Annotated in this window: 29 protein-coding genes and 3 pseudogenes; 7 read left to right on the top strand and 25 right to left on the bottom strand. The window is 66.4% G+C overall.

What is annotated here, in order from left to right; all coding sequences use genetic code 11:
* Positions 1-101: 101 nt before the first annotated feature.
* The 8 genes and pseudogenes from AB0E69_RS33475 to AB0E69_RS33440 all read right to left on the bottom strand — a co-directional run bounded on the left by AB0E69_RS33475 (position 102) and on the right by AB0E69_RS33440 (position 8,050).
* Complete coding sequence (locus AB0E69_RS33475) at positions 102-1,145, bottom strand: SDR family NAD(P)-dependent oxidoreductase (protein ID WP_360155482.1); 1,044 nt, start codon at positions 1,143-1,145, stop codon at positions 102-104.
* A gap of 884 nt (positions 1,146-2,029) precedes the next feature.
* Positions 2,030-2,377 (bottom strand): TraR/DksA C4-type zinc finger protein, encoded by a 348-nt coding sequence (locus AB0E69_RS33470; RefSeq protein ID WP_360155479.1) that lies wholly within the window; start codon positions 2,375-2,377, stop codon positions 2,030-2,032.
* A 33-nt stretch (positions 2,378-2,410) separates the two neighbouring features.
* On the bottom strand, positions 2,411-2,587 hold the full coding sequence (locus AB0E69_RS33465; protein ID WP_360155476.1) for a hypothetical protein: 177 nt from the start codon (positions 2,585-2,587) through the stop codon (positions 2,411-2,413).
* 911 nt (positions 2,588-3,498) lie between these two features.
* The gene (locus AB0E69_RS33460) at positions 3,499-4,548 is read right to left on the bottom strand and encodes an IS110 family transposase (RefSeq protein ID WP_360156202.1); all 1,050 of its coding nucleotides are present in this window, start codon (positions 4,546-4,548) and stop codon (positions 3,499-3,501) included.
* A 405-nt stretch (positions 4,549-4,953) separates the two neighbouring features.
* Complete coding sequence (locus AB0E69_RS33455; RefSeq protein ID WP_360155473.1) at positions 4,954-5,130, bottom strand: hypothetical protein; 177 nt, start codon at positions 5,128-5,130, stop codon at positions 4,954-4,956.
* Between the two features lie 258 nt (positions 5,131-5,388).
* Positions 5,389-5,937 (bottom strand): annotated as a pseudogene (locus tag AB0E69_RS33450) (iron-containing redox enzyme family protein).
* 8 nt (positions 5,938-5,945) lie between these two features.
* Positions 5,946-6,377: a DUF1360 domain-containing protein gene (locus AB0E69_RS33445; RefSeq protein WP_360155470.1), complete on the bottom strand. Its 432-nt coding sequence runs from the start codon at positions 6,375-6,377 to the stop codon at positions 5,946-5,948.
* An 83-nt stretch (positions 6,378-6,460) separates the two neighbouring features.
* Positions 6,461-8,050 (bottom strand): alpha-amylase family glycosyl hydrolase, encoded by a 1,590-nt coding sequence (locus tag AB0E69_RS33440; RefSeq protein WP_360155468.1) that lies wholly within the window; start codon positions 8,048-8,050, stop codon positions 6,461-6,463.
* A 223-nt stretch (positions 8,051-8,273) separates the two neighbouring features.
* On the opposite strand from AB0E69_RS33440, the gene AB0E69_RS33435 reads away from it, so the two are divergent.
* Positions 8,274-8,801 (top strand): DUF6328 family protein, encoded by a 528-nt coding sequence (locus tag AB0E69_RS33435; protein ID WP_360155465.1) that lies wholly within the window; start codon positions 8,274-8,276, stop codon positions 8,799-8,801.
* Positions 8,782-9,135, top strand: a complete 354-nt coding sequence (locus AB0E69_RS33430) for a hypothetical protein (RefSeq protein WP_360155462.1) — start codon at positions 8,782-8,784, stop codon at positions 9,133-9,135. The genes AB0E69_RS33435 and AB0E69_RS33430 overlap by 20 nt, the downstream gene beginning before the upstream one ends.
* Positions 9,136-9,213: 78 nt before the next feature.
* Here the strand turns inward: AB0E69_RS33430 and AB0E69_RS33425 are convergent, their stop codons facing one another.
* Positions 9,214-9,567, bottom strand: a complete 354-nt coding sequence (locus AB0E69_RS33425; protein ID WP_360155459.1) for a hypothetical protein — start codon at positions 9,565-9,567, stop codon at positions 9,214-9,216.
* Positions 9,568-9,782: 215 nt separating this feature from the next.
* On the opposite strand from AB0E69_RS33425, the gene AB0E69_RS33420 reads away from it, so the two are divergent.
* Positions 9,783-9,926 carry a hypothetical protein gene (locus AB0E69_RS33420; protein WP_360155456.1) on the top strand — a complete coding sequence of 48 codons (144 nt, stop codon included), beginning with the start codon at positions 9,783-9,785 and terminating at the stop codon, positions 9,924-9,926.
* Between the two features lie 115 nt (positions 9,927-10,041).
* Here the strand turns inward: AB0E69_RS33420 and AB0E69_RS33415 are convergent, their stop codons facing one another.
* The 7 genes and pseudogenes from AB0E69_RS33415 to AB0E69_RS33385 all read right to left on the bottom strand — a co-directional run bounded on the left by AB0E69_RS33415 (position 10,042) and on the right by AB0E69_RS33385 (position 13,695).
* Positions 10,042-10,191, bottom strand: coding sequence for a hypothetical protein (locus AB0E69_RS33415; RefSeq protein ID WP_360155453.1), 150 nt, complete (start codon positions 10,189-10,191; stop codon positions 10,042-10,044).
* A 404-nt stretch (positions 10,192-10,595) separates the two neighbouring features.
* Entirely contained in the window at positions 10,596-10,880 is a 285-nt protein-coding gene (locus AB0E69_RS33410; RefSeq protein ID WP_360155450.1) for an erythromycin esterase family protein, read from the bottom strand.
* On the bottom strand, positions 10,861-10,998 hold the full coding sequence (locus tag AB0E69_RS33405; RefSeq protein WP_360155447.1) for an erythromycin esterase family protein: 138 nt from the start codon (positions 10,996-10,998) through the stop codon (positions 10,861-10,863). Before AB0E69_RS33405 ends, AB0E69_RS33410 begins: the two co-directional genes overlap by 20 nt.
* The gene (locus tag AB0E69_RS33400) at positions 10,995-11,339 is read right to left on the bottom strand and encodes an erythromycin esterase family protein (protein ID WP_360156199.1); all 345 of its coding nucleotides are present in this window, start codon (positions 11,337-11,339) and stop codon (positions 10,995-10,997) included. Before AB0E69_RS33400 ends, AB0E69_RS33405 begins: the two co-directional genes overlap by 4 nt.
* A 962-nt stretch (positions 11,340-12,301) precedes the next feature.
* Entirely contained in the window at positions 12,302-12,496 is a 195-nt protein-coding gene (locus AB0E69_RS33395) for a hypothetical protein (protein WP_360155444.1), read from the bottom strand.
* 343 nt (positions 12,497-12,839) lie between these two features.
* Positions 12,840-13,238 (bottom strand): annotated as a pseudogene (locus tag AB0E69_RS33390) (EamA family transporter); the annotation flags it as partial.
* Positions 13,239-13,260: 22 nt separating this feature from the next.
* Positions 13,261-13,695: a DUF4040 domain-containing protein gene (locus AB0E69_RS33385; protein WP_360156196.1), complete on the bottom strand. Its 435-nt coding sequence runs from the start codon at positions 13,693-13,695 to the stop codon at positions 13,261-13,263.
* Positions 13,696-14,124: 429 nt separating this feature from the next.
* Here AB0E69_RS33385 and AB0E69_RS33380 point away from each other — a divergent pair, with 429 nt between their 5' ends.
* Positions 14,125-14,340, top strand: coding sequence for a hypothetical protein (locus AB0E69_RS33380; RefSeq protein ID WP_360155442.1), 216 nt, complete (start codon positions 14,125-14,127; stop codon positions 14,338-14,340).
* On the opposite strand, the gene AB0E69_RS33375 is transcribed toward AB0E69_RS33380, so the two are convergent.
* The gene (locus AB0E69_RS33375; RefSeq protein ID WP_360155439.1) at positions 14,271-15,020 is read right to left on the bottom strand and encodes a Type 1 glutamine amidotransferase-like domain-containing protein; all 750 of its coding nucleotides are present in this window, start codon (positions 15,018-15,020) and stop codon (positions 14,271-14,273) included. The genes AB0E69_RS33380 and AB0E69_RS33375 overlap by 70 nt on opposite strands.
* A gap of 195 nt (positions 15,021-15,215) precedes the next feature.
* Here AB0E69_RS33375 and AB0E69_RS33370 point away from each other — a divergent pair, with 195 nt between their 5' ends.
* Positions 15,216-16,031 (top strand): LLM class flavin-dependent oxidoreductase, encoded by an 816-nt coding sequence (locus AB0E69_RS33370; protein ID WP_360155436.1) that lies wholly within the window; start codon positions 15,216-15,218, stop codon positions 16,029-16,031.
* 339 nt (positions 16,032-16,370) lie between these two features.
* Here AB0E69_RS33370 and AB0E69_RS33365 read toward each other — a convergent pair whose 3' ends face one another.
* The 6 genes and pseudogenes from AB0E69_RS33365 to AB0E69_RS33340 form a co-directional block, all read right to left on the bottom strand.
* Positions 16,371-17,117 (bottom strand): phosphotransferase, encoded by a 747-nt coding sequence (locus AB0E69_RS33365; RefSeq protein WP_360155433.1) that lies wholly within the window; start codon positions 17,115-17,117, stop codon positions 16,371-16,373.
* A 744-nt stretch (positions 17,118-17,861) separates the two neighbouring features.
* Positions 17,862-18,074 (bottom strand): BON domain-containing protein, encoded by a 213-nt coding sequence (locus tag AB0E69_RS33360; protein ID WP_360155430.1) that lies wholly within the window; start codon positions 18,072-18,074, stop codon positions 17,862-17,864.
* Positions 18,075-18,781: 707 nt separating this feature from the next.
* Positions 18,782-19,171, bottom strand: a complete 390-nt coding sequence (locus tag AB0E69_RS33355; RefSeq protein WP_360155427.1) for an archease — start codon at positions 19,169-19,171, stop codon at positions 18,782-18,784.
* A 44-nt stretch (positions 19,172-19,215) separates the two neighbouring features.
* Positions 19,216-20,133: a DUF1080 domain-containing protein gene (locus AB0E69_RS33350; RefSeq protein WP_360156193.1), complete on the bottom strand. Its 918-nt coding sequence runs from the start codon at positions 20,131-20,133 to the stop codon at positions 19,216-19,218.
* A gap of 18 nt (positions 20,134-20,151) precedes the next feature.
* Positions 20,152-20,553 (bottom strand): annotated as a pseudogene (locus AB0E69_RS33345) (DUF2267 domain-containing protein); the annotation flags it as partial.
* 812 nt (positions 20,554-21,365) lie between these two features.
* On the bottom strand, positions 21,366-23,294 hold the full coding sequence (locus AB0E69_RS33340; protein ID WP_360155424.1) for an aconitate hydratase: 1,929 nt from the start codon (positions 23,292-23,294) through the stop codon (positions 21,366-21,368).
* Between the two features lie 111 nt (positions 23,295-23,405).
* Between AB0E69_RS33340 and AB0E69_RS33335 the strand changes: the two genes are divergently transcribed.
* Positions 23,406-23,960, top strand: a complete 555-nt coding sequence (locus AB0E69_RS33335; protein WP_360155421.1) for a hypothetical protein — start codon at positions 23,406-23,408, stop codon at positions 23,958-23,960.
* Positions 23,961-24,023: 63 nt separating this feature from the next.
* On the opposite strand, the gene AB0E69_RS33330 is transcribed toward AB0E69_RS33335, so the two are convergent.
* Both AB0E69_RS33330 and AB0E69_RS33325 read right to left on the bottom strand, forming a co-directional pair.
* The gene (locus tag AB0E69_RS33330; protein WP_360155418.1) at positions 24,024-24,872 is read right to left on the bottom strand and encodes an MFS transporter; all 849 of its coding nucleotides are present in this window, start codon (positions 24,870-24,872) and stop codon (positions 24,024-24,026) included.
* 590 nt (positions 24,873-25,462) lie between these two features.
* A complete protein-coding gene (locus AB0E69_RS33325) occupies positions 25,463-25,687 on the bottom strand; it encodes a hypothetical protein (RefSeq protein ID WP_360155415.1) in 225 nt (74 codons plus the stop codon).
* Positions 25,688-26,006: 319 nt separating this feature from the next.
* On the opposite strand from AB0E69_RS33325, the gene AB0E69_RS33320 reads away from it, so the two are divergent.
* Positions 26,007-26,390 (top strand): VOC family protein, encoded by a 384-nt coding sequence (locus AB0E69_RS33320; protein WP_360155413.1) that lies wholly within the window; start codon positions 26,007-26,009, stop codon positions 26,388-26,390.
* Positions 26,391-26,633 lie beyond the last annotated feature (243 nt).

The following is a 26,633-nucleotide window of genomic DNA, read 5'->3' as shown; positions in this document are numbered from 1 at the left end:
CAGGAGGGCGTCATGCATTCCTCGGTAGGTCTTACCTTCCTGGACCTGTCCGATCACATCGGCCGGCCCACCAGAAGGGCGGGCAGTCCCCGCGTACCCCGTTACTCCTCGGGCTCGGCCAGCTTTCGGTGCATGGCTGCCTTCACCTTGTCCGGAGTCATCTTGGCGGCAAGTTCCTGAGCCCTCGTCTTGAGCGATGCTGCGACCTGGCGATCCTTCCCCGCCATGAGCGCGGCGAGGCCCTGTCGAGCAACCTCGGCCGGGTCGTCCTTGCCGGCCTGGCCTACCGGCGTAGCGTCCATTCGCGCACGGTGAAAGAAGTTCGTCTCCGTCGGCCCAGGCATCAACGACGTGACAACTACGTTCGAGTCCTCCAACTCTTCCTGCAACGCCTCCGCGAACGACTGCAGGAACGACTTCGTCGCGTTGTACACCGCCTGGAAGGAGCCCGGCATTGTCGACGCGATCGATGACGTGATGAGGATCCGGCCTTCGTCGTCGGCCACCATGTCACGGAGCAGCAGCTTGGTCAGATGCACCGTGGAGCTGACATTCAGATCGATCATCTTCAGCTCCGCAGCCAACTCAGTTTCGACGAAGGCACCACCCCAGCCGACGCCTGCGTTCAGAATCGCGACGTGCACCGCTCGGGTTGCGAGCGCGGTGTGGAGACGCTGGACTCCCTCAGCGGTCGCCAGATCGACGCGAACCGCCTCGACCGGGACCGTCCCATCCCCGGCGGTGCGCAGCTCGACCGCAGCCTCTTCGATGCCCTTGTCCTCGGCCGCGATGACGAGACCATAGCCGTTCAGGGCCAGCTGTCTGGCGAGTTCAAACCCGATTCCACTGGAGGCGCCCGTGACGACAGCAAGCAATCGATTCCCAGTCATGTCTACCCCTCTGCTGTCAGCTTCGGCTCGTGTACTCCGACAAAGCCGGTACCCACAGCCGGAAAAACAGCACTCACGGAACACTCCAGCCGCCAGGTCCTCTAGCACCGCGATGGACAAGCCCGCGCGGTCCTTCGGCGCCAGCTCGCTCTCCGCCGCCGCGTCGGTGTCGATCACCAGCGTCTCAACCTGGCCCTGCACGAAGGCATCGGCGACATCGTGACCGCCAGTCGCGACAGCAGCGCGTCGACTCACGCGGATCCTTCACCCCGTGGGCAAGTCGAGCCACCCGACAATCGAGCAATTCAGCAACGCACCACGAATCGCATCCGCGCGAACTAGGCCCCCTTCGGCGCCGGTACGTCGGAGGCGGTCGCAACCACAGTCCGTGACACCGGAGCCGGCTCGGCAACGGTCTCCCCGGAGTAGTTCGGATACCGACCGGACGACGTCCTCTCCGGCGCCCGCAACACTCAAGCTGCAGCGGGCTTCCTTTCTCCACACCGGATCGCTGACCGCCCTGCCGCCCGACGTCAGTAGCCGCCACCGCCGCCGCTGCCCCCACCGAACAAGACACCGAGCACCACCAACGCGACAACGATCGCGACGGCGACTGCGATCCACACAGCTCGCTTGCTGGCCTGGGTTGTCATCACGGAACACCTCCTACTCGGGCCGGAGACCTTTTCATCCATGGTGGCCCGGTCATTTCGGTACCCCCGAACCACGGTCAGGAACCCGCGCATCATCTCTGACTGCTCGTCCGGGACCCAGAGTTGGTCAGATTGCATACCTTCCGGGCACCCGCGACGATACGAAAACGGACAGTAATGACAATGGCAGCTACTGACCGAGGTGAGACCAGCGGTCTGTCGACGGACGCTCAGTCCGTGGCGCCGATGTTGCACGACGTTGTCGATCGGTGGACCTTGCTAGCCCCGCGTTCTGCACAGGGCGAAGGCTTGGCACCGTCGGCGGCGGAGTCCCGCATCTGAGGCGCCAGCCAGACGACCATTGCCAGCAGCCCGAGAGCGAGCCAGACCGCGACCGGGAGCACGACGGTGCCTGCTACGGTGCCGCCTGCGATCCGAAGTCCTGAGATCGCTCGTCAGATCCATCGATAGGTCCGCATGCGCTCGCTACATGTCGTGCTGGATATGAGAGCGTTCGCAGAGCAGGCACAGCCTGGTCGTCGGGATCGCTGCCAGCAGCTGGCCGGGGAGGAGGCGTCCGCAGAGCTCGCAGGCGCCGAACGTGCCCCGGGCGAGGCGGAAGAGCGCGGCGTCGATCTCCGCCAACGCGCGCCGCGCACCGACGGTCAATGCGGCCCGGACTTCACCGACCGCTACCGAGCACGGCACTTCCGCGTCGTACGACAGGGTGATGAGTTGCTCGAGCCTGAACTCGCGCTCCTGTTCGAGTTCGCGGCGGAACCACGCCAGGTCCAGAGAGCGCTCGCCCAGCGGCGCTTGATCCGAAGCGATCATTGAGCCGATCTCCTTGTCATGCAGGGCGCACCGTCAAGTACCCCGGCCAAGGTGGAGTAATACCTTGACCGCGCCGTGTGCCTTCTGCTGGAACATCCGGTACGCCCCGGGACCGTCCGACAGCGGTAGGTGATGGGTCGCGAACGTGTCGACGCCGAGCGGGTCCTCGTCGGTGAGCAGGGGAAGGATCTGGCCGCTCCACCTGCGCATGTTCGGTACTTCGGCCCCGACGTGGCAACCGGTTCTCTCAAGACGGCCGTCGAGCCGTCCCCGCTGCGATTCGAGCACGATAGATCCAGATGCTCCGCTGCTGTCCGCATCGTGGCGGGGTGTTGTGCCACCCATGGGCGTGTGATGGGGTTGTCGGCGGGTTCCCCGGCTGTCAAGGGGATGTTCCGACTGTGAGTTGCCCGGCCGGACCGTGGCCGGGGAACCCACCACTGGTTCCTCGGCGTCCGACCGACAACGCCACGGAGCGGGGTGACGAGTCCTCCCGCAGTCGACCAGGAACGGCACGATTCCGTCGTACGGCGGTGGATCGGCCGCCGCGACGCGCCAACTCAGCGCGGCACCGGCCGGCGTGGAGGCTCGTCGAGATCGGGACCGACGATCTCCAGGATGACATCCGACGGTGCGCGACCAGGTAGTTCCGAATTCCCAGCTCGACATGGCGACCGAACTCCCGGTCGCGGCCACCGCTGTCAGATCATGAGACAAGATTCTCGCTCTGCAGCCTGGAGGCCTGCCAGCCGTTCGAGGCCTGGAGCCATGAGGGTGCGGTACACCGGTCTCTCACGGGCTAGACGCCGCGATCGGCGTACCGCACCGCGCAGGGCCAAGCGGTATGCGAGCGTCTGACCCTGAGCCGCCGTCGCAGTCAGACCCCTGCGGCGACACCTCGACCGTACGACGATCACGCCAGGAGCGCCACCATGGGCGAGGAGGTCCGCGACGCCCGACGAACCATCCCGCGGGCGATCCTGCTCGCACTTGCCGGCGCGGTCAGGGCTCGAAGCGGTAGCCCATGCTGGGCTCGGTGATCAGGTGGGCGGAGCGGATCGAGTTCGAGCCTGCCGTGAAGTTGCCCCCTGTAAACGCGCGAAGGATGCTCCTATAGATGGTCAAGTGGTTGTTAGGGCGTGGTAGAGCTCGCGGGTGATGAGTCGTTTGAGGCAGCGGATGATGTCTTTTTTGGAGAGTCCTTCGGTGGTTCTGCTGGTCATGTAGGCGCGGGTGCGGGGGTCCCAGCGGAGCCTGCAGATGACGATGCGGTGGATGGCGGTGTTGGCTTGGCGGTCGCTGCCGCGGTTGAGTCGGTGGCGGTGGGTTTGGCCGGATGAGGCGGGGATGGGGGCGACGCCGCAGAGCATGGCGAAGGCTGCCTCGGAGCGGATCCGGTCGGGGTTTTGGCCGGCGGTGACCAGGAGTTGCCCGGCGACGTCGGTGCCGACGCCGTTGAGTTCGAGGAGCCGGGGATTGATCGCTGCGACCAGCGGCCGGATGAGTGTGTCGAGTTCGGTGATCTGTTCGGTGAGGTGGTTGTGGTGGCGGGCCAGGCTGCGGAGGGCGGCTTTGGCGGCTTGATCGGGGTGGCTGATCCGGGTGGGGTCTGGGCGCAGCGCGGCGCAGGTTGTGATGAGTTCACGCGCGGACAGGTGACGCAGTTGGCTGCGCAGTGGTTCGGGGGCGGTGACGATCAGGGTCTTGGTCCGGCGGATGCAGTCGGCGCGGTGGCTGATCGCGCAGCGGCGGGCGACGCGCAGGTTACGTAGGGCCTCGACGTGTCCGGTACGGGTTTTGGGTGTTGCGGTCCGAGTGTTCGAGGCGGCGGCGCGGGCAGCTGCGTCGGCGTCGATCGGGTCGGACTTACCGGCCGAGCGGCGGGTCTTGCGATCCGGACGGTCGACCTCGATCACGGTCATGCCTTGGCCGGTGAGGTAGTTCGTGAGGCCGTTTCCGTAGGCGCCTGTTCCCTCGACTCCGATCTGCTGGACCGTTCCGAACGATTGCAGCCAGGCCAGCAACTGCCGGTAGCCGGCCGGGGTCGCCCCGAAGGTGTGGTGGTCCAGGAGCCGGCCGACAGGATCGATCACGGCGGCGGTATGGGTGTCGCGGTGGGTGTCGACACCGCCGATCACGCCGTACTGGAGACCGGAATCCGTTCGTGTCATCGTGGTCATCAGGCCGTCCTTTCGCTAGGGCTAGGGCGGCACGCACCAGCTGAGGCGAGCGGACAGAACAGTGATGGGTGCCTGCTGGCACAGGCTCCTCTGAAGTCACCAACGCCCCTGGCCCGGTGAGTGCAAGTGAGCTCCGCAGACGGTTGACCGACAGATCCCGTTCAAGACCCGAGGTCAGTTAGTGGGCGAGTCAGGACAGCCGCTGCGGAGCCACACTCACATCATCACTGTTAGTTGATCTCGGACTTGTTGGCACGCGAGAACCAATCAGTCGGGTTGCGGACCACCGAACACGGCCCTGCCTTCGCGGTCCAACCAGGTTTCGAAGTCCATCAGATCCGGGTGCCGCTTGCGGAGCGCGGGAATCCCCCTTCTCGTCATCGCGTCCTTCTCTGGTCAGTAGGCCCAGCCGGCGAGCGGATCGCCGCCGGTCAGGATCGTGTTGGTGTCGTGCGGCCGGTTCAGCAGGCGGCTGAGCCTGGCTCCGGGTTGGATAAACTCGGTCTTGGTCGTCGGCTTGGGCTCGCCGTCGGCGATCTGCTCGACCAGCTCGAATAGCCGCTTGCGTCCCACGGGTTGCCGGCACCGCGCCGTTTCGCGGGTGTGGGCACCAGCTCGAGCTGGTCAGGCGCGGCCGCGATCAGTCGCCGGTCGGCGACGGCGATCGGCACGGCCCGGAACGGCAACCCGGATCCAGGCCTCCAGAACCCACGAGCAGAACCACCAGCAGTCCGCAGGCGCGAACTTCAGCATCTAACTCAGACAACCTTGCGCAGTTCGGGTACCCGGCTACATCCGCCGCTACGCCGGAGGCCACGTGGGCAGTACTCATCACCGTTTCGTGGCGTGCCGCCCGATACCAGAAGGCGATGTCGAGTTCTCCGCGACGTCGTCAGGTTCTTTGGTTATGAGCAGGTGATCGGCGGAGAGATCGTCGATCAGCCGTGAGCAGCGGGCACCGAACAGTACGTCGCCGATCGCATCGGGACGTTGTCGTACGTAGCTCCCACAAAGGTCATGGGCTGCGGTCTGTTCATGGACAGCGTCGGCCTCGACGTGCTCGGTGAAGAAGCGCGCCTCATCTTCGGAGGCACGTAGTGATGACGCCCGCGTACTGACGATTGCGCAGCGGGAAAGTCATCTCGAGTGCCGACAGTGACCGACGAGCGCACCCGTGCAGCGGCGGTGCGTCGTGAAAGGCGACATCGGGTTCGACACCGCCAGCGTGACGGCCGGTACGACGCCGGCGTAGGAGCCGTAGCCGTCGCCGAGGCCGGGGCCGGGGCCGGGGCATCGCCTACGGAACAGCTCGGAGTGCATGCGTTCCGCGCGGCCGCCGCCGTATTCGTCGGCCCCGCGCGATGCCGAAGCTGTGCGGATCAGCCTCCTCAGCTGGTGCCTTCGGCCGACTGCTGGAGTTGGGCGTAGAGGAGTTGGAGGTAGTCGGCGCCGGCGATCGCGGTCAGGGCCGAGGCTGCTACCCGGGTGAAGCGCGGTGCGAACAGGAAGCCGATGCTGAACGCGGTCGCGGCCCACACGGCCAGGCAGAACGGGCAGCTGACCAACTCTCCGATGGCATGCCGGAGCGAACCTTCGGAGCGGACGTCTTCCATGACCTCTCCCGGGCCTCCGGTCTCGCGGTAGCGCGTGAACGGCATCCGTAGCGGGCTGGTGATCGCGTCCTTGCTCATCAGCCGCGCCAGCTTGTGGGTTCCGGCAGTCATCAACAGCAGGTCGTACGGCGAGATCCGTCGGCTGCTCGTCCCGCGCACCGCGGCCGCCGCCCCGGCGACACCTGCCAGACCGCCGAACAGTGTCATCAACAGCGCGTAACCACCCAGTGGCCGGTCGGCTCCCTGCCGATATTCGTCGGCTTCCGCACGGACGGATCCTGGCATGGTGATCACCTCGAGTCGTCGTGGATGCGCAACCACCGGTACCCGTAGCCGCGCAGTACCACTTCCTTGGTCGCTGGTTCGTAGTTGCTGTCGGCAAGTAGATCGGCGCGCACGTCGTACGGCAGGTGTACGCGCGCCTCGTCCGGCGACAGGTTCGCGAGCATCAGTACGGCGTCGTCGGAGCGGTGATGCAGGACGCCGAAGACCGAGCGTGGTTCGAAGGCGAGCCCTTCGCAGCGACCGGACGGAAGCACGCCGAGCTCGCGACGAGCCGCGGTCAGCTGCGAGACACGGCTCAGCAACGACCCGGTCCGAAGTTCCTGCTCGGCCACGTTGACGTCGGTGAACGAATAGGGACCCGAGGCAATGGGCTCGGGCTCCACGAGACTCGGCGGCGCCTTGCTGAAACCGGCGTTCTCCGCGGCCGACCACTGCATCGGAGTCCGTACCGAGGCGCGATCGGGCAGCGAGAGATCCTCACTCATCCCGATGTCCTCGCCGTACCGGACAACCGGCGCCCCTGGCAACGATTGCGCGACCGCATGCGCCATCGCGACCCGCCGGACATCGCCGAGCATCGGCGCCAGGCGACGACGGATCCCACGCCCGAAGACGCGCATCTTCTCCTCGGGAGCGAAGGCGTCGAACACGTCGTTGCGCTCGGCCTCGGACAGCCGGTCGAGGTCCAGCTCGTCGTGGTTGCGCAGCCAGTTGACGTACGTGCACCCGTCCGGCGGCTGGGGTTGCGCATGCAGCGCCCGGACCAGTGGCTGGGCATCGCACCGCGCGAGCGCCAGGAACAGCAGGTTGTTCGTCCAGAAGTCCAACACGGCATGCAGCCGGTCGGCATCCCCGAAGTACTCGTCGTACTGCTCAGGCGGCACGTCCACCTCGCCCATCAGCGGTACACCGTCAGCGACGGCAGCCAACTCGGACAGGAACCAGTAGCCGTCCTCGCGCCCGTCCGCCAGCGCAGCCTGCCGGACCATGTAGGGCACGGCATCGACGCGGAACCCGTCGACACCCCGATTCAGCCAGTGCCGGACAATTCCGTGGATCTCGGCGCGGACCGCTGGACGGCCGACGTCCAGGTCCGCTTCGTGCCGGTAGAACGCATGCCGGTAGTACTTCCCGACCTGCTCGTCGTACGCCCAGATCGAGTCCTCCACGCCTGGGAACACCGGTTTCTGGACGGCCGGATCCTCCCGCGGTTCCCGTGCCCAGACGTAGTAGTCGCGGTACGGCGAATCGGCGGCCGCACGCGCCGCGCGGAACCACGGATGATCCACCGAGGTGTGCTGGACGACCAGCTCGATCATCACCTTCAGATCCAGCTGGTGAGATCGCTCCACCAGATTCTCGAAGTCGGCCATCGTGCCGAACCGGGCCGACACGTCGCGGTGATCGACGACGTCGTACCCGGCATCGAGGTACGGCGACACGAAGAACGGCTGCAGCCAAAGAGTGTCCGCCCCGACCGCGCGAATGTAATCGAGCTTGCGGACCACGCCCTCCAGATCGCCGCGACCATCGCCGTCGGAGTCGAAGAACTCCGCCGGATCCAACTGGTAGATGACCCGTCCGTCGAGGCGCATGGTCGGCCGGTACCCGGGGGTCCCCGGCAGAAAACGCGCGTGCCGACAGCGGACGACGGGTACCGCGAGGGCTACCAGAAGACGTGAAGCAGACGATGGGCCGCGATCCGAGGCCGGTATGCCAGGCCGGAGCAACAGGAGCCGACCGCTTCCCTGACGGCAGTCCCCCGGTCGCTTGCCGGCGTGTCGGCGGATACTGCGGAGCTGCCGGAAGACTGACGAGATGGGTAGGAAGTTGACCTACGAGCGCGACGACGAGAGCACCGGCGAGCGGCTCGACCGGCACTGGAACGAGTTGTTGCAGGAACTGCGGCTCGTCCAGACCGGCACGCAGATCCTGTTCGCGTTCCTGCTGGGGATCGCGTTCCAGACCCAGTTCCACACCGCGGACGGCTTCACGCACGCGGTCTACGCAGGAACACTGATCGCCGCGGCGCTGGCTGTCGCCCTCTTCCTGGCGCCGGTCGCCTTCCACCGATTCCTGTATCAGAAAGGCATGCGCGACAGCCTTGTCACGATCACCGACCGGCTCGCCCGAGGCGGGATGGTGTTCCTCGTCGCGGCGATCTGTGGCGGCGTGCTGATCGCGCTGGACGTCGTCCTACCCCGCCCAGCCGCTATCGCGGCAGTCACCGGCGTCCTCCTCTGGTTCACCACCTTCTGGCTCGCGATCCCGGCGTACATCAGATCGCGGTCCGATTCGTCTCCGGCCGGTCGGGAACCGGAGCGGTATGACCGTGAAGCTGAATGAGAAGGCGTTCGAACACGCGAAGGACCTGGTCCGGAAGGGCCAGACGACCACGGACGAACGGGACGACTGGAGCGAGCATGCCCCGACCGCGGACCAGCAGAACGAGTACCTCGACAAGCACGGCTGGAGCGACTACAGCCTCTGGTTCCTCGGCGTCGACACCGACATGGACGAGGAGACCAAGGGACACTACGAGTTCCCGTACGGCGACTTCCGCCGGGTGCACCGCTGCGGCGTGATCAGCGCCGAGTCACGCGCCGCGCAGTACAAGCATCCCGAGATCCAAGAGGCACTCGAGAAGATTCACGAACTCCTTGACGGCGACCACGCCTGAGTCAGAGAGCAGGCACGGCGGGGAGCAGTTCGGCGCGGACCAAGTCGGGAAACCGTCCACGTCCGGCCCCGCGCTCCCTCAAGAACAGCGATTCCCCGCCACCGCCGACATGGTTGCCTTCACCCCGATCCCGGCGCTACCGCTGCAGGGCGTTTCCGTTTCCTCCGCATTGGCACGGGCACCGGGCATCGCGAAGGCACTTTCGAGGAAGCGGAGCACGCCGATGTCGATCTGGGAACGCTTCAAGCGCTGGCGACTCACGCACAGTCTCAACTCAACGAGGCCGATGCGCCCGCGGACGCCAGTACTGCGATGATGCGCGCCGAGGGTGGAGATCCGCAGGTCGACACCCCGGCCACAACCGGCACCGGTCGCAGCACAGAGTCCGTCGGCCGCGTCGTAGCCGTTCCCGCAGACCTCGCACGTGGGCATCGATCTCTCCAGACTTCCAGCGGGTGCGTTGGCGGTCAGCCTCCGCTACCCGCGCCACAGTTGGCCCATGCAGCGCGCGCAGGCTGTGATCTGCTCTCCTTGCAGCCGCCCGGGTCGAGCCGGCGGATACGACTGTCGAGCTGTGTCGCCAGGGGCGTGACAGCTACGCGGCCCTCCAAGCGGCCAGTAGCCCGGCGGCTCGCGTGCGGATCGTCATGGGACGTCAACGTTGCCTGGACGAGCTCGAGCGCCGCGATCCCGAGGGCTTGAACGCGTGGCTGGGCTCGACTGCCAGCGCCGCCGGTGACCCGAGCTACTGCCTGACGCACTCCGACGCCGAGCCCCCTGCCGACGCCTGACGCGCCGCCCGCCGGTCCTCGCATCATCTCTCGCCGGTGCGCCGAGCCCGATGGCGATCACCGGGCCTGCGTCCGAGCTGGTCGGAGATCTGCCCGAAGATCATCAGCGACGGGATCAGCACCAGCGCGCGTAGACGGCGAAGATCAGTACCAGCACGGCGGTCGACAAGCCATACCGCAGCGCATACCCGGCGTACAGCGGTGTCGCGAGATTCGCCGACAGCAGCATCGACCTGAACGCCGCGGTCACCACCGCCAGCGGCAATCTGGCACGCCCGGGTAGGAGCGCGGCGACCCCGATTCAGTCGCCTACCTCGGCCACCGGGTCGGAGAGGTAGACACGCCGGCCCTGCATCCGACCGATCCTGGTCTCGGTGCCCGGCCAACGTCCGACGCGAGCGACCCGTCGACCGTGAACATGAAGCCAGTACCCCTGCCACAGATGGGCTATGCGGCCAGGGGCCGCCTAATCCGTTGTTGGAAGCTGACCGTGACGTCGCCGTCCCTGTCGCGCATTGGCTTCGCGGCGCAGACTGGCGACGGGTGACCGGTCGTCTTGCGTCCCGGTTCCACCCCTCCGTTCGGGGCGAGGCAGCCTCGGCGGCTGGTCACCGTGAGCGGGGTAATCAGCGCTGAGTCCAGGATTGATCACTCCAGGCATGAAGGTCGTCAGGTGTCGAGGATGCTGAACGGCTGGCGGGGGGCGCTTGGACCGCCGTGCCGATCGGACAATGGGGGCACGGCCGCGGTCGCGTCGAACCAGATGTATTCATCGAACTGTTCAGGGAGGACGGCGCCGAAGTAGTGACTGGCGAGCTCGCTGTGAGGCCGATAGACGACTCCGATCGCGCGCTCGAGCCGTTCCCGCTGCAACGAACGATGCAGTCCGGGCCCCGCGTCCGGAAGGCGCAACGGCAGAAGGAACATCTCCGGCTCAGCCTGATGAAAACTCACCCCAGGCAGCCGCAGCCATCACCGTGCCATGGTCGGTTCCGAAGCCCACGTGGTACGACGACGCGCGGTACTCCGTTCGCACCAATTGACCGAGGTTGATCTGCCCGTTGATGCTCATCGCGGTGGCGCGCGCATCAGCCAGATGGGAGTTGTGTGCCTAGACCACGCCCTTCGCGCGGCCGGGCCGTGGAACCTCATCAGCGCCCGCAACGTGCTCATCATGTGCCGATCGCGAATGTTCCACGATTCCTCGCCGCCGTAGTACATTGCCCGGCAGTACCGCTGCGCGTCGCGAGCAACCACGGCGTTCTGCTCGGCGTCGAGAAACTCCTCGCCTCGACCCGTACGGTAACTGCCACGCCGTCGGCACAGCTCCTGCAACACTGCAGCCCCAAGCCGAATACGACGACAGCAGGCGGCACGCCGCACAAACGAACTGTCCCCGTCGATGGTCGACATCAACAACATTCCGGCGGCGAGCAGTGCGGGGCCGATGTGAGCGGCCACCTGGGACCGACCCGCTGCGTCAGCCCGCCCATCACAGGCGACAGAGCAGCACCGCGGCCGTGATCGGCAACGTCGCGCCCCCGCCGCAAGTGCCGTGTACTGAACTGAAGCCTCGGCTCGCGTCCTCGATGAGCAGGTACGTCGCGCTGCCCAATCCGGTCACCGCCGCAGGGACCCGGCCATCTCGGACCTGCCGCGGCCCCTCGGGGTCGCGAGACTCTGGGACGTGCCGAGCGGCCGCAAGCAGTACTACGACGGGTACTGGGACGTTGATCAGGAAGATCGCCCGCTATGAGATTGCATGCCCCGGGACTCCGCCCAAGAAGGGGCCGAGCGCCGCAGCAACGCCAGAGAGTCCAGACCAGGCGCCGATCGGCTTCGAACGGTCCTCGGGGCGAAACAATGCCTCGATGATCGCGAGGCTCCGTGGAGGAGCCCGGTCCCCACTCCCTGAACCTGGCGAGCGACAACCAACGATGCGGTCGTCGGCGCAACGGCACACCCGCCAGAGGCGACCGTAAGGCTGCCGTGCCGATCATGAAGATCCTCCGGCGACCGTACCGATCGGCCAAGAACCGCCGAGCAGGATGGACGAGGACACGGTCAGTAGATAGCCGTCGAGAATCCACTGCAGTCCACTGAGGTCTGCACCCAGTTCTTGATCGATCGCCGGCCGCGCGACATTGACGACAGTGGCATCAAGGAATCGTCCGTCCTCGCCTGGTGCCCACCTTTTCGATCGAGAAACGACCGGTAGGGTAGTGAGTCCGCGGCCCATACCGGAACTTGAAACTTGTCACGACTGTTCAAGCCTGCGAGATTCGGTCGTCCGGCCAGACGTCCTGGTCACGCTGCATGCTCAGGATCTTCACGACGGGTTCGCGGTACACAAATGGTCCCTCGAGGCCGTGTACTCATTGATTCTGTTCATTGCGCCCTCCTGCTTCTCGGGCTCCGGCCTTGCTGCCTCCGGTTTCTGTTCGGCTCGAGCGCTGTGTGCCGAAGTACGAGCCGGTCAGGATCATCGCGCAGCCGGCCAACTGGACCAGGGTCGGTCGCTCGTCGAGTACCAATGCGCCGAGCGCGACCGCGCCGACTGGCGTGAGCATCAACAGGACGGCGCCGACATGACTCGGGAGCTTTGGCGAACTGGTAGCCCACGAGCAACCATCCAAGCACAGTCCCCGCCACCGCGACGCCGAGGAGCCAGCCGATGGCGGCCCAGCCCGGTGTGAGCTCGACCCCTTTCCAGAAAGCTCCCACGATCAAGGAGACCAGGCCTGCTGGAGCGATGACCGCAACGTACTTCTGCACCGGAGATCCCTCAGCACCTCCCCGCCGGAGTAGGTACAGGAAACCCGAGTAGCAGACCGCGGCGAACAACGCATGCACGGTACCTGCGACCGGTTTCGTCCCTACGGGCGCGCCCCCGATCACCCCGGACGTCAGCACCACGCCGACCAACAGCACCGGAACCCAGTACAGGTACTGCCGTGTGACCGTCTCCCTGTCCATCAGCCACGCAAGCAGCGGCAGGAGGACTACTTGGACATTCACCAACACGGTCGACAAGCCGGCACCGACCTCGGCGATCGCCGCGGTCCAGAGCAGCATGTCACCGGCGAAAAACACACCCGCGAGCCCCGCTACCAGATAACCCCGACGACCCGGAGACGGTTGACCGCGACGTTCGAACGCGGCCAGCAACAAGAGCAGCGGAAGCGCCAGCAAGCACCGAAAGAAGCTCGTCGTCCCCGGCGATGTCCCTGCCAAGCCGATCAGCACCGACGAAGCGGAGACAAGTAGAGCTCCGGCTCCGAGTGTCGCCGCGGGGTGCGCCGATCCAAGCATTACAGCACGCAGCTCGTTTCTGCTACCAGATCGTCCGCGCATCACCACCGCCATCTTCCCGAGCACCATCGCCGCAAACCGCCACCGCCGTCGCCGGTTCCACGAATTCCTCGACGGCAGCCATGCCTGACAAACAGTAGTAGTGGGCGGCTGTTGCCGGGCTCCCCTGCCGGTCACATCCGCCCACTGCCGTTTCCGGAGTTCCCCGGGCAAGGCGACGACTGCACCATGCACGAGGAGTCAACCCAGTACCCATCTCGACGTTCATAAACGCCCGGCTTGTCTCATCACGGTGTCTGACGACGGCACCGTGCGTCGTCAGACGTGCCGCATGGGCGTGATCAGGCGCACCCAGTACGACGAACAGCAAACCCAGCACGGTGCCGACAAAGGACAACGCGATGGCTGCTCCGGCGAGATTGCGGTGCCGGATCACGAGCACGGCTCCGCAGAACATTCCTGCCAGGAACAAATAGTCAGTACCCAGAAACTCACGACCGCTCCCGTGGCTCGTCCTGGACCGTGCCCGACCACTGTGGGATACCGCGGCAGGACTCAATAACCGCGGCATGAAACGTCTCAAGCGGTGTCTCGGAAGTAGGGTTCCGAGCCGCTCTCATGAGACAACCGGTCCAGGCGGCACGAACCGGCGAAACGCCGTCCCAGTCTCACCGCTGTAGCGGCGTCAATTTCCTACAGTTGGGACAGCGTCGGCCGGTACCGCGATCGAGTGGGGCTATGCCCGCGTCTCGACCAAAAAGCAGGACCTGCACCGCCAGCTCCACGCCCTCACCTCCTACGGCATCCCCGACGACCTGACCGGCGATGATCAGCGGCTGTACGTCGGCAAGCTCACCGGGACAGGCTCGGCCGGTCGCAGACCGAGATGCTGCAGCTGTTCAACGAGCTCACCACGATGTGCGTGCACATCGACGTCATCGGCGGCCCGATCCCGTTCGACACACGCAAACCCGGCCCGGCGACCGAGCTGGCCAAAGCGCTGCTGCTGTTCCTCGGTCAGGTCGAGCTGATCTACACGAATCGGGTCATCGCGATGACTGAAGAGCCGCCTGCGGCAAGCGAACCGGCTCTTTCCAGTTGAGGGTGTAGATCAGCAGGACTGGTCAGTCGAACAGCTTCCAGTGACCCTCGGAGACGACAGCGACCTCGCCGTTGATGACGGTGATGGTGGTCTGGTCGTCGATGGCGTAGTCCGGCACGTAGCGCGGCGGCCCAGCGCTCCGCGTCGGCTAGGCCGAACTCCGGCATGTTCGGGTTGTCGAGGTGCGGAAAGATACAGAAGTCGACCAGCCCCAGTGCCTCGACGCTGCCCGTCGGCGACTGCCAGTCACTCAGGTCCTGGCCTAGGTGGGGCGCCGCCACCAGGCTCCCGGCGCTCACCCCGACCCACACCGTGTCCTGCAGCGAAGGCAGGACGTCAGCCGCGCCGGACTCCTGCAGCCAGTGCGCCAGGTACAGCGGATCGCCACCGCCCACCAAAAGAGCGTCGGTTTCCCGGACGATGGGGATCCACTGCGCCGCGTCGATGCTGGGAAGCGCCGTGAGCTCGAGCACGCCGAGAGACTTCCAGCCCATCTCGCACAACGGAGTCATCGCGCGGCCGGAGACGATGCGCCACGCGGCAGCGGGACCCCCCGCGGGGTAAGCCGCCGTTGGGATCACCAAGGCGCTGGCCTCGGCGATCGGCTTGCCCAGCATCTCGACGAGCGCGTTGGCGATGCTCGTGTTCTTGATGCCGGCGGAGGCGAGAAGAAGCTTCATGTCTCTCCTACGATCTCGTCTTCCCGAATCCGAGCACCGTGACCGATCTGATCGAAGGGCGCGCGCCCCTGCTCGAGACCGGCGGGTTCAGACCTCAACTACACCCTCGAATGGGATGAGCCACCTAACCGGCAAGCACTGCCGAGCTCAGCGTGGAGTGCCCGGGTTGTCGGGGCAGCGTGGTATGCCGGAGACATGACGATCAAAGCGGGTGTGATCCTGCCCGGCGGGAGTGCCTCCACTCAGCTCGACCAGGCGATCCTCGCCGAGCAGTCCGGATGGGACGGTGTCTTTGTGTGGGAGGGGGGCTACGGCGTCGATGCGTGGGGGTTGCTCGCGGCCATGGCCGCGAGCACCACACGGGTCAAGTTGGGGACAGTACTGACGCCGTTGCCCTGGCGGCGGCCGCCGAAGCTCGCCAGCCAGGTCGCCACCCTGGACGAGCTATCGGGCGGTCGGGCGATCCTCACCGTCGGGGTTGGTGACATCGCGACCGGCATGCCGATGACCAGCGAGGATCTCGACATCCGGAAGCGCGCCGACATGATGGACGAGGGCATCGACGTGATTCGTTCCTTGTGGGCAGGCCAGCAGGAGTTCCATGGTCGCCACTACAGCTACGCCTGTTCGCATGCCGGTCTCTTCGAGGCGCTTCGACAGCCGCGGCCCGACATCCCGATCTGGGTCGTCGGAGCATGGCCGAGGCCTCGGTCGATGCGTCGAGTGCTGAAGTGCGACGGCGTCCTCCCGCAGTACGTGGACGGCGCCGGCCCGGAGGCCCTCGCTGAGGTGAAGGCATGGCTCGACGAACGCACAAGCCGTCCGATCGACGTGATCAGCGAGGGCGAGACACCGGGTGACGATGCGAGCGCCGCCGCGGAGGTCGTTCGACCGTGGGCTGAGGCCGGTGCCTCCTGGTGGCTCGAGACTCGTTGGGAGATGCCGCACAACTCCGATGAGCGGATGGCCGAGATCAGCGGCCGGATCGCGGCCGGTCCTCCTGTTCCATGAACACAGGTACCAACAGTCGATGGTTTCCTGACTCACGTGGTCTCGGCCAGTAGCCCCTGTTGGTGCCTGGACCGGCCGTTATGGGCGTGTCCCTGTGTGTGCAGACGACTTCGGACATCCGTGCAGCCGACTTCGAACATCGACACTGGTGCCCGCTCGGCGCCGTACACCGTACCCCGGCCCGGTGATAACGGCGGAATCGTGGTCCGGATCGCTGCGGGTGGATCGTGGTCTGCTGAGCGGGCGCCCCGGGCAGCCGGCAGCGGGTCCCGTTGATACAGCTAGTTATCACCGGGCGACCCACGGGTAGACGTAGATGCGCGTACCCGGGCTGCAGGCTCACATCCGGGCGCGCAGGACGTCGGCTTCTCCGCGTGGCGAGAACGGGTCGAAGCCGTGCTCGGCAAGCCAACGAACCACCAGCAGAGCTCGCAACGACCACCACGCGCGGACCACGTCGAGGTCTACGTCTCCGCCATAGCCGGCGACGACGTCGCCGAGGTGCTCCGGGTGCCCAAGCGTCAGGGTGGCGAGGTCGCGCAGGGCGTCGCCCTGTCCCCCTTCAGACCAGTCGATGATGCCGGTGATGTCGTCGCCGTCGGCGAACACGTGGGTGATGTGCAGATCCCCGTGGATGAACACCGGGGTCCACGGGCGGAGCGCGGCGTCGGCGACCCGGCGGTTGCGGGCGACCACGTTGGCGGCCAGGAGACCGTCCCTCACGAGCTGCTCACACTCTTCGTCGAGCTTCGCCGCCAACTCGTCGATACCCTGGCCGCCCCCGCCGGGCCAAGGCGGCGCCGGCGCGTCGTGCAACTCTCGGACCACGGCACCCGCTGCGGCCCACGCCGCCGGGGATGACGTCGACGGCCTGCCGATCCGGCCCAGCACTGTCCCTGGGACCGCAGAGATCGCCAGCACGGACGGCTTGTGCCAGAGCACCCTCGGTGCCGGTACCGGCACCACGGCCATCACCTCGACCTCGCGGTCGAGGCGCGCCTGGTCGGAATCCACCTTCAAGAACACGTCGCCAACGCGCAGGGTCGCGCGCTCGGAGTGGGCGATGACGACTTTGACCTCATCCATGGGCGGCCAGTATGGCGGGGGTGATCGCCTCCGTCACCGAATTTATCCCGTGCGCACGCCCGATGGCCGTCGCGCGATCCGGCAGGCCCGCGCGCAACGCTACCGCTGCCGAGGTGACGTCGCCTCACGCTGGCATTGATCATGTGGACCTGGCTCCAGCCGGCGCCCGGACCTACAGCCGGCAGGACTGTCGGTTCGGGTCATCCTCCGGGCACCCTCAACTGCCGCGAACCGGGCGCTGCTCCCGGCTCATCAACTCCCGTTCCTGTCAGTTCGTGACTGTGCCCCGGTGACGTCTCACCGGGGCACGATGCGTGGCAACCGGGCGTCGCGCTACTGGTCGGAACGTCCCCAAACCTTAAATGCGTGCCCGCACCCGTCATGTGCCCTGCCGCAAAGCCCGCAGCAGGGGCGCGGGTCCCCGAGAGCAGCTGGGGGAGACACTCACCCGAGGACCGCGCACCCACCCGGTACCCCTCCGTGACGGCAGCCTGCGGTCACGGCAAGAGCCCCGGCTTGCGAACCGTTCCCCGACTTCTATACGCACGGGACTTGGCGCCGAGACGCCGCTAGTAGTACAGCCGTAGATCGCTACCTTGGCCGATTCGCCTTACTCGTAGGCGATATGGGGATCGGCGTGTCCGTGTAACAACTGCCACGTAGATGCGATCACGAACACCATGAGCGCGAGATTTGTGGATGAGCGCTGCCCGCCCGCTCCGATTCAGTCGGGTGAGCGTGGTTTCAGTTGGTTGCTGACGTCAACCACTCCCGCGGTGTCCAGGCGTCATCGCCGGCTGCGCGTTTCGCCAACCAGGACGACACCTCTCCACCGAGAACGACCACGGCTCGCTTGACATCCACCCGGATGTCGTAGCCCTGCGTGTGCGGGTTTTCCTTGAGGCGCTCCACCACCAGCGACTTGATCTCGCGGTTGGTGGGATGCCCCGGTGGCACCGGCCGCTCCCCCCAGTGGTAGTAGTACCGCTCAGTGGGGTAAGTCTACGGATCGGTCGCCATCAGTTGTCTCCTCCGTCCGCGCGTGCCTCCCAGCGACCACGTCGGGATCCGCGTCAGACCCGGTCGCGGCCGACGAGCTACGAACTTCCGTCGCCAGTGAGCCGGTGAACGCCGTCGTACTCGCTCCCGCAGACTTCGCACCTGGCACGGGTGTCTCCGGGATCTCCTGGGATCGCGGCCACCGTCCGGTACCCAAGAAGCGCCATCACAATGCTTTCGCCGACCGGCGGCCGACATCGTCAGGCCTTTTCGACGTCTGGCTTGAGGGTGCGGCACGCCATCACACAGGGGATGATGAGATTCATGACCGACGTACCGTACCGCGCAGTGCCGAACGGTATGCCAGGCGTCCAGCCCTGAGGCGCGCCTCCGCGGTCAGACCACCGCAGCGGCCCTTCGACCGTACGCCGATCGCCTGTCGATGGCGCTGTAATGCTCGCGAGGTGGCTACCGGAATGATGTTCCTTTCGGCACCGAAGGCGGCGGTCCTGTGTACGACGTGGTTGTCTTGAGCGTGCGGCCGAACCGTCTTCCCCCAACCACCTGATCCGCGCCACCAACAGACCCTCGCGAACCGTCCGTTCCCAAGCCGCCTCGGCCCGATCCGCGAACCGTTCGATAGTTGCTGCTGACAACGCTCAGCTTCAGACAGCCAGGATCGCGGCGCACCGCCACCCGGTCTCGCCGGCCGCGAAGGTCAGATCTTGGAGGCGTACCTCGTCCGGCGGCGCGCTTACCGCGTCGAGGGTCTCGGGTTCTACGATCTGCTGAATAACGTCGAGGCCGTCGTCTGCCCTGGCCGACACCCAGGTCCGAACCGGGATCTGGCCGGTCGTTGTCATCCGGTAGATGACCTCGTCCAGCACCATCACGAGCAGCTCCGCGTCCGTTGCCAGCGGCACCGGGAACCAGGTCTCCACAGCCTCTTCGGTGTCGAACCCTGGGTCGACAACTCCTTCTACGAGCGCCGCTACCGCCTCCTCGACGCATTGTTCTCGCGTCTGTGCCCAGGCCTCGATCCGGATGTCTGTCACGTGCGGCACCACGCAGTGTCCCCGTGGCCGGCCGTCACCGTCACTCACGCAGCCGCCCCCTCGAAGAAGACCTTGATGTTGCGGTACTGGACCCGCGAGTCGGTGTCGTGGTTCTGGACCCCGACATAGCCGCTGTCCGCTCGAGAGCCGCTGAAGGCCGTGACCTCGCGGCCATTGACGCCGACCCGGAAGACGTCGCCTCGAGCCTGGATCTCGAGATGGTTCCACTCGCCTGGCGGCTTCACCGATGGATCGGCGTACGGCGCCTGCAACCCGCAGATTGCGCCCGTGCCCTCCGTGCCGTCCCTGCCGTCGCACAACTGGACTTCGTACCCGTCGGTGAGCGCGACCCACGGATCGTCACCCGGATCGGGAAATCTCACGAACACCCCGCCTACGTCCGACGCATGCGCGACCCGCCAGTCGAGCGTCAGAACGAAGTCGGTGAACTCGCCCTCGGCGTACCACAGCATGCCCAATCCGCCCCGGCTCTGGACAGAGGCGTCAACGAGATCGAACCCACCCGCACCGCACATGCGCCAACCCACCATCACCGTCCCGGCGAGCAACACCTGCGGCTCCCGGCACCACCTTCCGGTGATCCCAGGCAGGCGCGCGATGGCCGCTCCCATCGAGACCAGCACCTCTTCGACCCGCCGTGCCAGGTCGACGTCGTACGAGGTCACCGCATCGGCCGACCGGTTCACGATGATCAGCAGACTGTCCTCCGAGCTCTCGACATGGCCGTCGTCCCGCAGCACGGCCTCGACTTCCGGCAGCAGACCACCGGGCGGCAGCACCACACGCCGTCTCAAGTGATCGTCGCCACCCGTCCAGTCGGACAGCTCGTCGAACGCCTGCCGGATTTCGTCATCAGCCAGTCGCGCCGCGTCACCGTCCGGAAGTGGAATCGCCGACACCTGATCGAGCCAGTTCGGTGACTCCAGCGACGAGAACGCCACCGGCTCATGATGCGCGAGAACGGACAAGGTCGCCTGCGCACGGAGCCGGGCCTGCTTCGTCGTGCAGTTGCATCGCCGAGCGATCTGGGCGACGAAACCTGTCTCATCCGCCGACCTCCCCATCGGCGGACGGGCCGCGGCATCAGAGGCTATGGATTCACGCAAGATGTCAGGCAACACGGCTTCCAGTCGCCGCCTGTTGTCATCGGCCAGAAGATGCACAACCGCGCCGACCGTGGCCGCCGCAGCCTGCCCGGCAGACTCACGGTTCGGCAACCCCGCCAATCCACGGATCTCGTCCAGCAATGTCTCGTGCCGCACCACAGGGGAGCCGTTCCCCTTCCCCGATTGGTCAAACACACCTCGCCTGTAACGAGCCCGGACCGGACCGGACCGGCACCACCGTATGTCGGAGCCCATCCTGACGCTCGGTACGGCCTCGCCGTGATCGACCTGGCAACCGTCACCGGCTCACGACCAAAAGGTGATCCGCTCCAGGTCGACCATCAGGTCGCGGGATTCTTCACGGCGCTCGTTGAACGACCCCGTGCTCCGGTGGAACGAACTGGACCCGTCCGACGCTTGCCGTCTCGAACTCATCTACGCCCGTACGCCGGATCCGGACCAACCCCCTGGGCGCGCGCCACGGTCATCCCGACCGGTACCAGCAAGCGGCCTCCTACAGCCACCTGCCCCATCGGCGTGGCGCACCATGGCGTTGTGTACGCCGTCTGACACAAGACGCTCACGTACCGTCGCGTCGAGCTCACATGCCGCTCGACTGACCAGCCGCCACCGTTCCCGAGCGCGGCTACTCAGGCTGGACCCCATTCCCTTCCCCTCACTTGCTCCGGCCCGCATGCAACCCGACCTTGTGGGTACTGAGCGCGAACCGCCGCCTGACCAGTTCCCGACCGACAGGAGGCACGATGCTTGCCATGGTCATCGATCCCGAGACCATTCCCCCGACACCGGCACCCCCTGCGCCGCCGGATCCGCACGAGCCAGTACCGCCTACCCCGACCCGGCCGGAACCGGCCGACCCACCGGAGCCGACCGAGCCACCACCGCCGCCCACCGAACCCGCACCCGTCTGACCCAGATGAATCACTGAGTGCTTTCAGTCGATCTATCGCTGCTCCCGCCTGCGCGCCACAACGGGGAGTTGGAGACGGTACTTCACTGTGCAGCGATCGCCTCGTTCGCACAGCAACTGAGCTGACCACCGGTTCTCAGAGTTGTTCACGGAGGAGCGGGATTACGCCACCGGCCAGGACCAGATCGACCTGGCGGCGCGACAGACCGTGGCGGAGGTGGACGGTCGCGTCGCCTACGCGAGCGTCGAGGACGTCCGAGGTTCGCAATGCGTCGCGCACGTTATCGACGACAATCACGTCCCCGGCGTCGATTCGGTCGTAGTCCGCGTCGTCGACGAACTCACAGGCCAGTACGCCGAAGTTCGCCAGGTTCTGCCGATGGATGCGGGCGTACGAGCGGGCCACGACCAGCCGTAGGCCCAGGTACCGGGGTGCGATCGCGGCGTGTTCGCGCGACGATCCTTGGCCGTAGTTGGCGCCGCCAACGACCGCGTGGTCGCCGAGTTCGCGGGCGCGGTCGGCGTACTCCGGATCGACCGGACGGAACGTGAAGCCGGCCAGCCTCGCGATGTTCGACCGGTACGGCAGGGCGGCTGCGCCGGCAGGGGATATCTCGTCGGTCGACAGGTTGTCGCCCACCTTCAGGGCGACGGGCACCTCTACACGGTCGGGCAGGCCGTCGAAGTCCGGGAGCGTGCCGATGTTGGTCCCCTTCTCCAGAGGTCCGCCATCGGTCCGAGGTGGTTCGAGCATGGCGAGGTTGACGCTGTGCCGCTTCGGCAGCTCGAGTGTTGGGTACGAGACCAGGTGTTCCTCGGCCCAGGCGCGCGGATCGATGATCGCGCCGACCAAGGCGCTCGCAGCCGCTGTCTCGGGCGAGCACAGATAGACCGCGTCGTCCGGACTGCCACTACGGCCCGGGAAGTTGCGTGGCATCGTCCGCAGGCTATTCGTCCCACCGGCCGGCGCCTGGCCCATCCCGATGCAGCCGAGACAGCCGGCCTGGTGGATCCGCGCACCCGCCCGCACCAGTTCCAACGTCACGCCCGTCCGGGTCAGGTCCTCAAGGATGCTCCGGGAGGTCGGGTTGACGTCGAAACTGACCGCACCGCTGGTCTGTCGGCCCCGCACCATCGCCCCGGCGATCGCGAAGTCGCGCAGCCCCGGGTTGGCACTGGAGCCGATCACGACCTGGCCGATCTCGGTCCCGGCGATCTCCCGGACCGGCACGACGTTGCCCGGTGAGGTCGGCTCGGCGACCAGGGGTTCCAGTATCGTCAGGTCGATCCGGTCCGAGACGTCGTACGTCGCTCCAGGATCGGCCGCCAGCTCGCTGAACTCGGTCTCCCGCTCCTCGGCCCGCAGGAACGCGCGGACAGCGTCGTCGGCGGGGAACACCGTTGTCGTCGCGCCGAGCTCGGCGCCCATGTTCGCGATGACATGCCGGTCCATCGCCGATAACGATCTCAGCCCGGCCCCGTGGTACTCCACGATCCGGTTCACGCCGCCATCGACGCCGTACCTGCGCAGCATCTCCAGGATGACGTCCTTCGCCGATACCCACGGCTGCAGTTCGCCGGTCAGCTCGACGCCCCAGACCTCCGGCATCCGCAGCCAGAACGGACGCCCCGCCATCGCCTGAGCGACCTCGATGCCGCCGGCACCAATTGCCAACATGCCCAGTGAGCCAGCCGCACAGGTGTGCGAGTCCGCGCCCAGCATCGTCGCACCCGGCCGGCCGAACCGCTGCATATGTGTCGGGTGAGAAACGCCGTTGCCTGGCTTGGAATACCACAACCCGAACCGCCGGCAGGCGCTGCGCAGGAACCTGTGGTCCTCGGCATTACGCTCGTCGGCCTGGAGCAGGTTGTGATCGACGTACTGGACGCTGACCTCGGTCTGCACACGCTCCAGCCCGATCGCCTCCAGCTCGAGCATCACCATGGTGCCCGTCGCGTCCTGCGTCAATGTCTGGTCGATGCGCAGCCCGACCTCACCACCTGGTGACAAATCACCGGCCACGAGATGAGACCCAATCAGTTTATGCGTGAGGTTCCTCGCCACGGACGCGACTCCCTGGTCTTGCGATCGCCGGCAATCGCACCGGTACCCGATTTCCCGAACCTCACCGCGCCTCGCCCTGTTTGACCCGGACCACAGCTGGAACCAGCCTCGATGGTCTTCATCGGATTCACCGCGCACGACAAACGGTTCCTCTGGCCGTTCACGTCAGCGGTGCTGCTGTTCAGCCTTAACGCCGTCACCACGGGTCAGGCTAACCGAGACCGGTCTGCAGGGACTCACGCACCAGCAGGCGATCGACTCTTCGAGCGCTGCGGCGACCGCATCAACCCGCGAACCCCTCGACACCCGGATCTCAACGCCGCTCCGCAGGCGGCGAGCATTCGCTATCTCAGTGGCCTACAGACCCTCAACGGGCAGAGCGTGCACTACCACGATGCCTGGGCAGTCGCCGGCGACGGTCCCGGCCTCACCTGGTCGGCCGCCAATCCCCTCGCCGCCACAGAAATCGACGCCATCGTCGGCCAACCCGGCCACAGCCGCCGGATCGACTATGTCTTCGTCGGATCCGCGCACGCACACCCAGATGCGCGGTCACGGATCATGGCTGCTCAACTGATTGGCGACTCACCTGTGGACCACACGTGGCTGAACGACCACACCGGCGTCATGGTCGACCTCGATGCAGAAATCACCGCGAGCTCCTGACGCCGACTCACTGCCGTCTGCCGAAATCGGATGACATCTTGCCTGATCTGCTCGTGCTACCCGCTAGCCAACCGAGGTCTCGGACCGCTCGGGTGACATTATCGTTGCCCCGAGCAATGTGGCCGCCAGACAGGCCGTGATCAGCATCGCCGATGCGAATCCGTCTTCGAGCTGTTGTGCCCGCTGTAGGTCGCTGCCCGACAGCCCGGTGAGTAACAGGAGCCCGGCCACCGTCACCAGCCCAGCCACGCGAGACACTGCGTTGTTCACGCCGGAGGCCACTCCGGCGTGCCGATCGTCGACAGTGGCGAGTGCGGTCGCAGTCACCGGGGCAACAGTCACGCCGAGGCCGAGACCGAAGACCACCACGGCCGGCAGTACGCCGACAATGAACGTGCTTCTGCCATCGAGGCGGGTCATCAGCAGCGCGCCGGCGGCCAGTAGCGCCGGCCCGACGGACAGCGGCAACCGCGGCCCGATCCGCTGTGCCAGCGCGCCCATCGGCGGCGACAGCACAAGCACCGCGGCGGTGATCGGCAGAGTGGCCGCACCAGCCTCGAGCGCGGAGTACCCGAGCGATACCTGGAGGAAGATCACGAACAAGAACATGACACCTCCCAGTGCGCCGTAGACGGCGAACGTGACCAGATTCGCGGCGGTGAACTGCCGCGACGCGAACACCGACAGGGGCAGCATCGGGCTGTCGGCCGTCCGTTCGCGCACGACAAATGCGACCAGCCCAACCACGCCAACCGCCGTTGACCAGGAGGCCTCCGGCCAGCGGGCCGAGCGCGGCGCGCCGACGCCGGACGGACCGGACCAGGCGCCGATCGCGCGGGACCGATCCTCCGGACGGAAGACTGCCTCGATGATCGCCAGACTGCCTGGGGGTGACGAGCGCCGCGCCGACACCCTGCAGAAGCCGCGCGGATACCAACCAGGCCGTGGTTAGGGCTGCGGCGCAGGCCGCCGAAGCGACAATGAACCACACTGTACCGATCATGAAGACCAATGGCGTCCGTATCGGTCGGCCTACGAGCCGCCGAGGAGGATCAACGCACACAGCGTCAGCAGGTACCCGTTCAACACTCACTCCAGCCCGCCGACGCCCGTCCCCAGATCAGCCCCGATCGCCGGCAGCGCGACGTTCACTTATGGTGGCGTCAAGGAACCCGGGCGCCGACCCGAGCACCGTCACAAAGATCACCCAGCGCCGGACTTGTACCCGACCTCTCCAGTCACTCCGGCAGCTCCCCTCGGCAGTGGAAATCCCCCGGCGCCCGGCTATCAGCCCACCAAACGTGACCGTCATCAGCTATCCGATGGTCTATCCACCGTGTCTGGTTGTGCTCCGCGCAAGAGCCAGGGTCGAGCCTGCCGAGTAATCCGCGGCAGGATTACCCCGGTCAGGAGCGCCGTCAGCACGGCCGAGCTGATGGCCAGCGCGACAGGTTGTGGTAGGCGCCGTAAGGCAGCTTTGATGGCCGTTGCGGCAAAGGTGCTCAGAAGACGGCCGGAGCGCTTGTCACTGGTTCGAAGTTGTCATGAAGTCGCCGACGTCGTTGAACCAGTACTTCGAGCACCTCGGCACGGTGTGCGTGGTTGCGCTCGTATCCGATCAGCTGTTCAAGCTGCTGGAGATCCAGGGACGCAACACGCGCCTCCAATGACCGGGCACCCAGCTGATCGAAGTCGGACACTAGCAACGCAGCCTGCTTCTCAGTCATGCGGCTCCTCCAGCCTTTCTATCGGCAACTTGTACCCCCGGTTCCCCAAGCGCCCGGACAGAAACGCTCGCGCAGCGATCACGCACGGCTGCCGAGCCCGGCGGGTGGTGAGGAGTGGGGCCAGTCGCTCTCTGCTGGAAAACCCGCGCCATGAATCAGCGCTGCCGTCATGGCTGTACTGCTCCTGCTTACTTGCGACTCAACCACCCACCGCCCGCTGTGGGCGAACGAACTGGTACCCACGGCACAAACGCGTGTTTGCCGGCACCGAAGCCGGGACACCGGAAGACCGTATCCGGATCGGACTCTGGAGGTACTCATGACCGAACGCCCCGCCGAGGTCGGGGATCTGCGGCTGGCGACCGTGTGCGTGAACGCCACCGACATGGATCGCTCGGCCGACTTCTGGTCCGCAGCGCTCGGCTACGGCCGACCGGACAAGATTGCCGACGACGACCAGTTCGCCAAGCTCGAGGACCCGGCCGGCACCGGTCCGACGGTTCTGCTGCAGCGGGCGACCAGAATCCCGGGCGAGCCCGCGCCGGTCCACCTCGATCTCTATACGTCTGATCGCGACCATCACATCGAGCGCCTGCTCCAACTCGGAGCAACGCACCCGGAGACCTGGCCGTATCCCGACACCCATGACTTCGTCGTACTCCGCGATCCCGGCGGAAACGAGTTCTGCGTCATCGCGGTCTGACCAACAGGAGGTTCGTTCCATGAGCACCACACCTGTCCCACCAGTCCCGCCGCTGCCAGACCCCGATCGCCCCACGCCCGGGCAAGACCGTCCCGCAGGCGACCCGGACATCACGCCATACCCGGATCCTGAGCCCGACCCCGACGAGGACCCGGACGAACAACTTCCCCACACCTGACCCGCGGATTTCCTGCGAGGGAGGTCCGGACCATCGGGATGAACAACAGCTACTCCAGCCCCTGG

It is taken from the genome of Kribbella sp. NPDC026611 (assembly GCF_040638345.1).
GTDB lineage: Bacteria > Actinomycetota > Actinomycetes > Propionibacteriales > Kribbellaceae > Kribbella.
Note: the sequence above shows the minus strand (reverse complement) of the source record. Positions and strands in the feature narration are given on the sequence as shown.

Excerpts from the sequence above, each read along its gene's own strand:
- AB0E69_RS33435 (WP_360155465.1), top strand. The coding sequence starts at position 8,274 with ATGGGTAGGAAGTTGACCTACGAGCGCGACGACGAGAGCACCGGCGAG.
- AB0E69_RS33405 (WP_360155447.1), bottom strand. The coding sequence starts at position 10,998 with ATGAGCATCAACGGGCAGATCAACCTCGGTCAATTGGTGCGAACGGAG.
- AB0E69_RS33335 (WP_360155421.1), top strand. The coding sequence starts at position 23,406 with ATGGTCTTCATCGGATTCACCGCGCACGACAAACGGTTCCTCTGGCCG.
- AB0E69_RS33470 (WP_360155479.1), bottom strand. The coding sequence starts at position 2,377 with ATGATCGCTTCGGATCAAGCGCCGCTGGGCGAGCGCTCTCTGGACCTG.
- AB0E69_RS33325 (WP_360155415.1), bottom strand. The coding sequence starts at position 25,687 with ATGACTGAGAAGCAGGCTGCGTTGCTAGTGTCCGACTTCGATCAGCTG.
- AB0E69_RS33420 (WP_360155456.1), top strand. The coding sequence starts at position 9,783 with ATGGGACGTCAACGTTGCCTGGACGAGCTCGAGCGCCGCGATCCCGAG.
- AB0E69_RS33370 (WP_360155436.1), top strand. The coding sequence starts at position 15,216 with ATGACGATCAAAGCGGGTGTGATCCTGCCCGGCGGGAGTGCCTCCACT.
- AB0E69_RS33400 (WP_360156199.1), bottom strand. The coding sequence starts at position 11,339 with ATGTCGACCATCGACGGGGACAGTTCGTTTGTGCGGCGTGCCGCCTGC.
- AB0E69_RS33445 (WP_360155470.1), bottom strand. The coding sequence starts at position 6,377 with ATGACACTGTTCGGCGGTCTGGCAGGTGTCGCCGGGGCGGCGGCCGCG.
- AB0E69_RS33365 (WP_360155433.1), bottom strand. The coding sequence starts at position 17,117 with ATGGATGAGGTCAAAGTCGTCATCGCCCACTCCGAGCGCGCGACCCTG.
- AB0E69_RS33385 (WP_360156196.1), bottom strand. The coding sequence starts at position 13,695 with ATGTTCTGCGGAGCCGTGCTCGTGATCCGGCACCGCAATCTCGCCGGA.
- AB0E69_RS33380 (WP_360155442.1), top strand. The coding sequence starts at position 14,125 with ATGCTGCAGCTGTTCAACGAGCTCACCACGATGTGCGTGCACATCGAC.
- AB0E69_RS33465 (WP_360155476.1), bottom strand. The coding sequence starts at position 2,587 with ATGCGCAGGTGGAGCGGCCAGATCCTTCCCCTGCTCACCGACGAGGAC.
- AB0E69_RS33440 (WP_360155468.1), bottom strand. The coding sequence starts at position 8,050 with ATGCGCCTCGACGGACGGGTCATCTACCAGTTGGATCCGGCGGAGTTC.
- AB0E69_RS33320 (WP_360155413.1), top strand. The coding sequence starts at position 26,007 with ATGACCGAACGCCCCGCCGAGGTCGGGGATCTGCGGCTGGCGACCGTG.
- AB0E69_RS33460 (WP_360156202.1), bottom strand. The coding sequence starts at position 4,548 with ATGACACGAACGGATTCCGGTCTCCAGTACGGCGTGATCGGCGGTGTC.
- AB0E69_RS33425 (WP_360155459.1), bottom strand. The coding sequence starts at position 9,567 with ATGCCCACGTGCGAGGTCTGCGGGAACGGCTACGACGCGGCCGACGGA.
- AB0E69_RS33430 (WP_360155462.1), top strand. The coding sequence starts at position 8,782 with ATGACCGTGAAGCTGAATGAGAAGGCGTTCGAACACGCGAAGGACCTG.
- AB0E69_RS33395 (WP_360155444.1), bottom strand. The coding sequence starts at position 12,496 with ATGCTCACGCCAGTCGGCGCGGTCGCGCTCGGCGCATTGGTACTCGAC.
- AB0E69_RS33375 (WP_360155439.1), bottom strand. The coding sequence starts at position 15,020 with ATGAAGCTTCTTCTCGCCTCCGCCGGCATCAAGAACACGAGCATCGCC.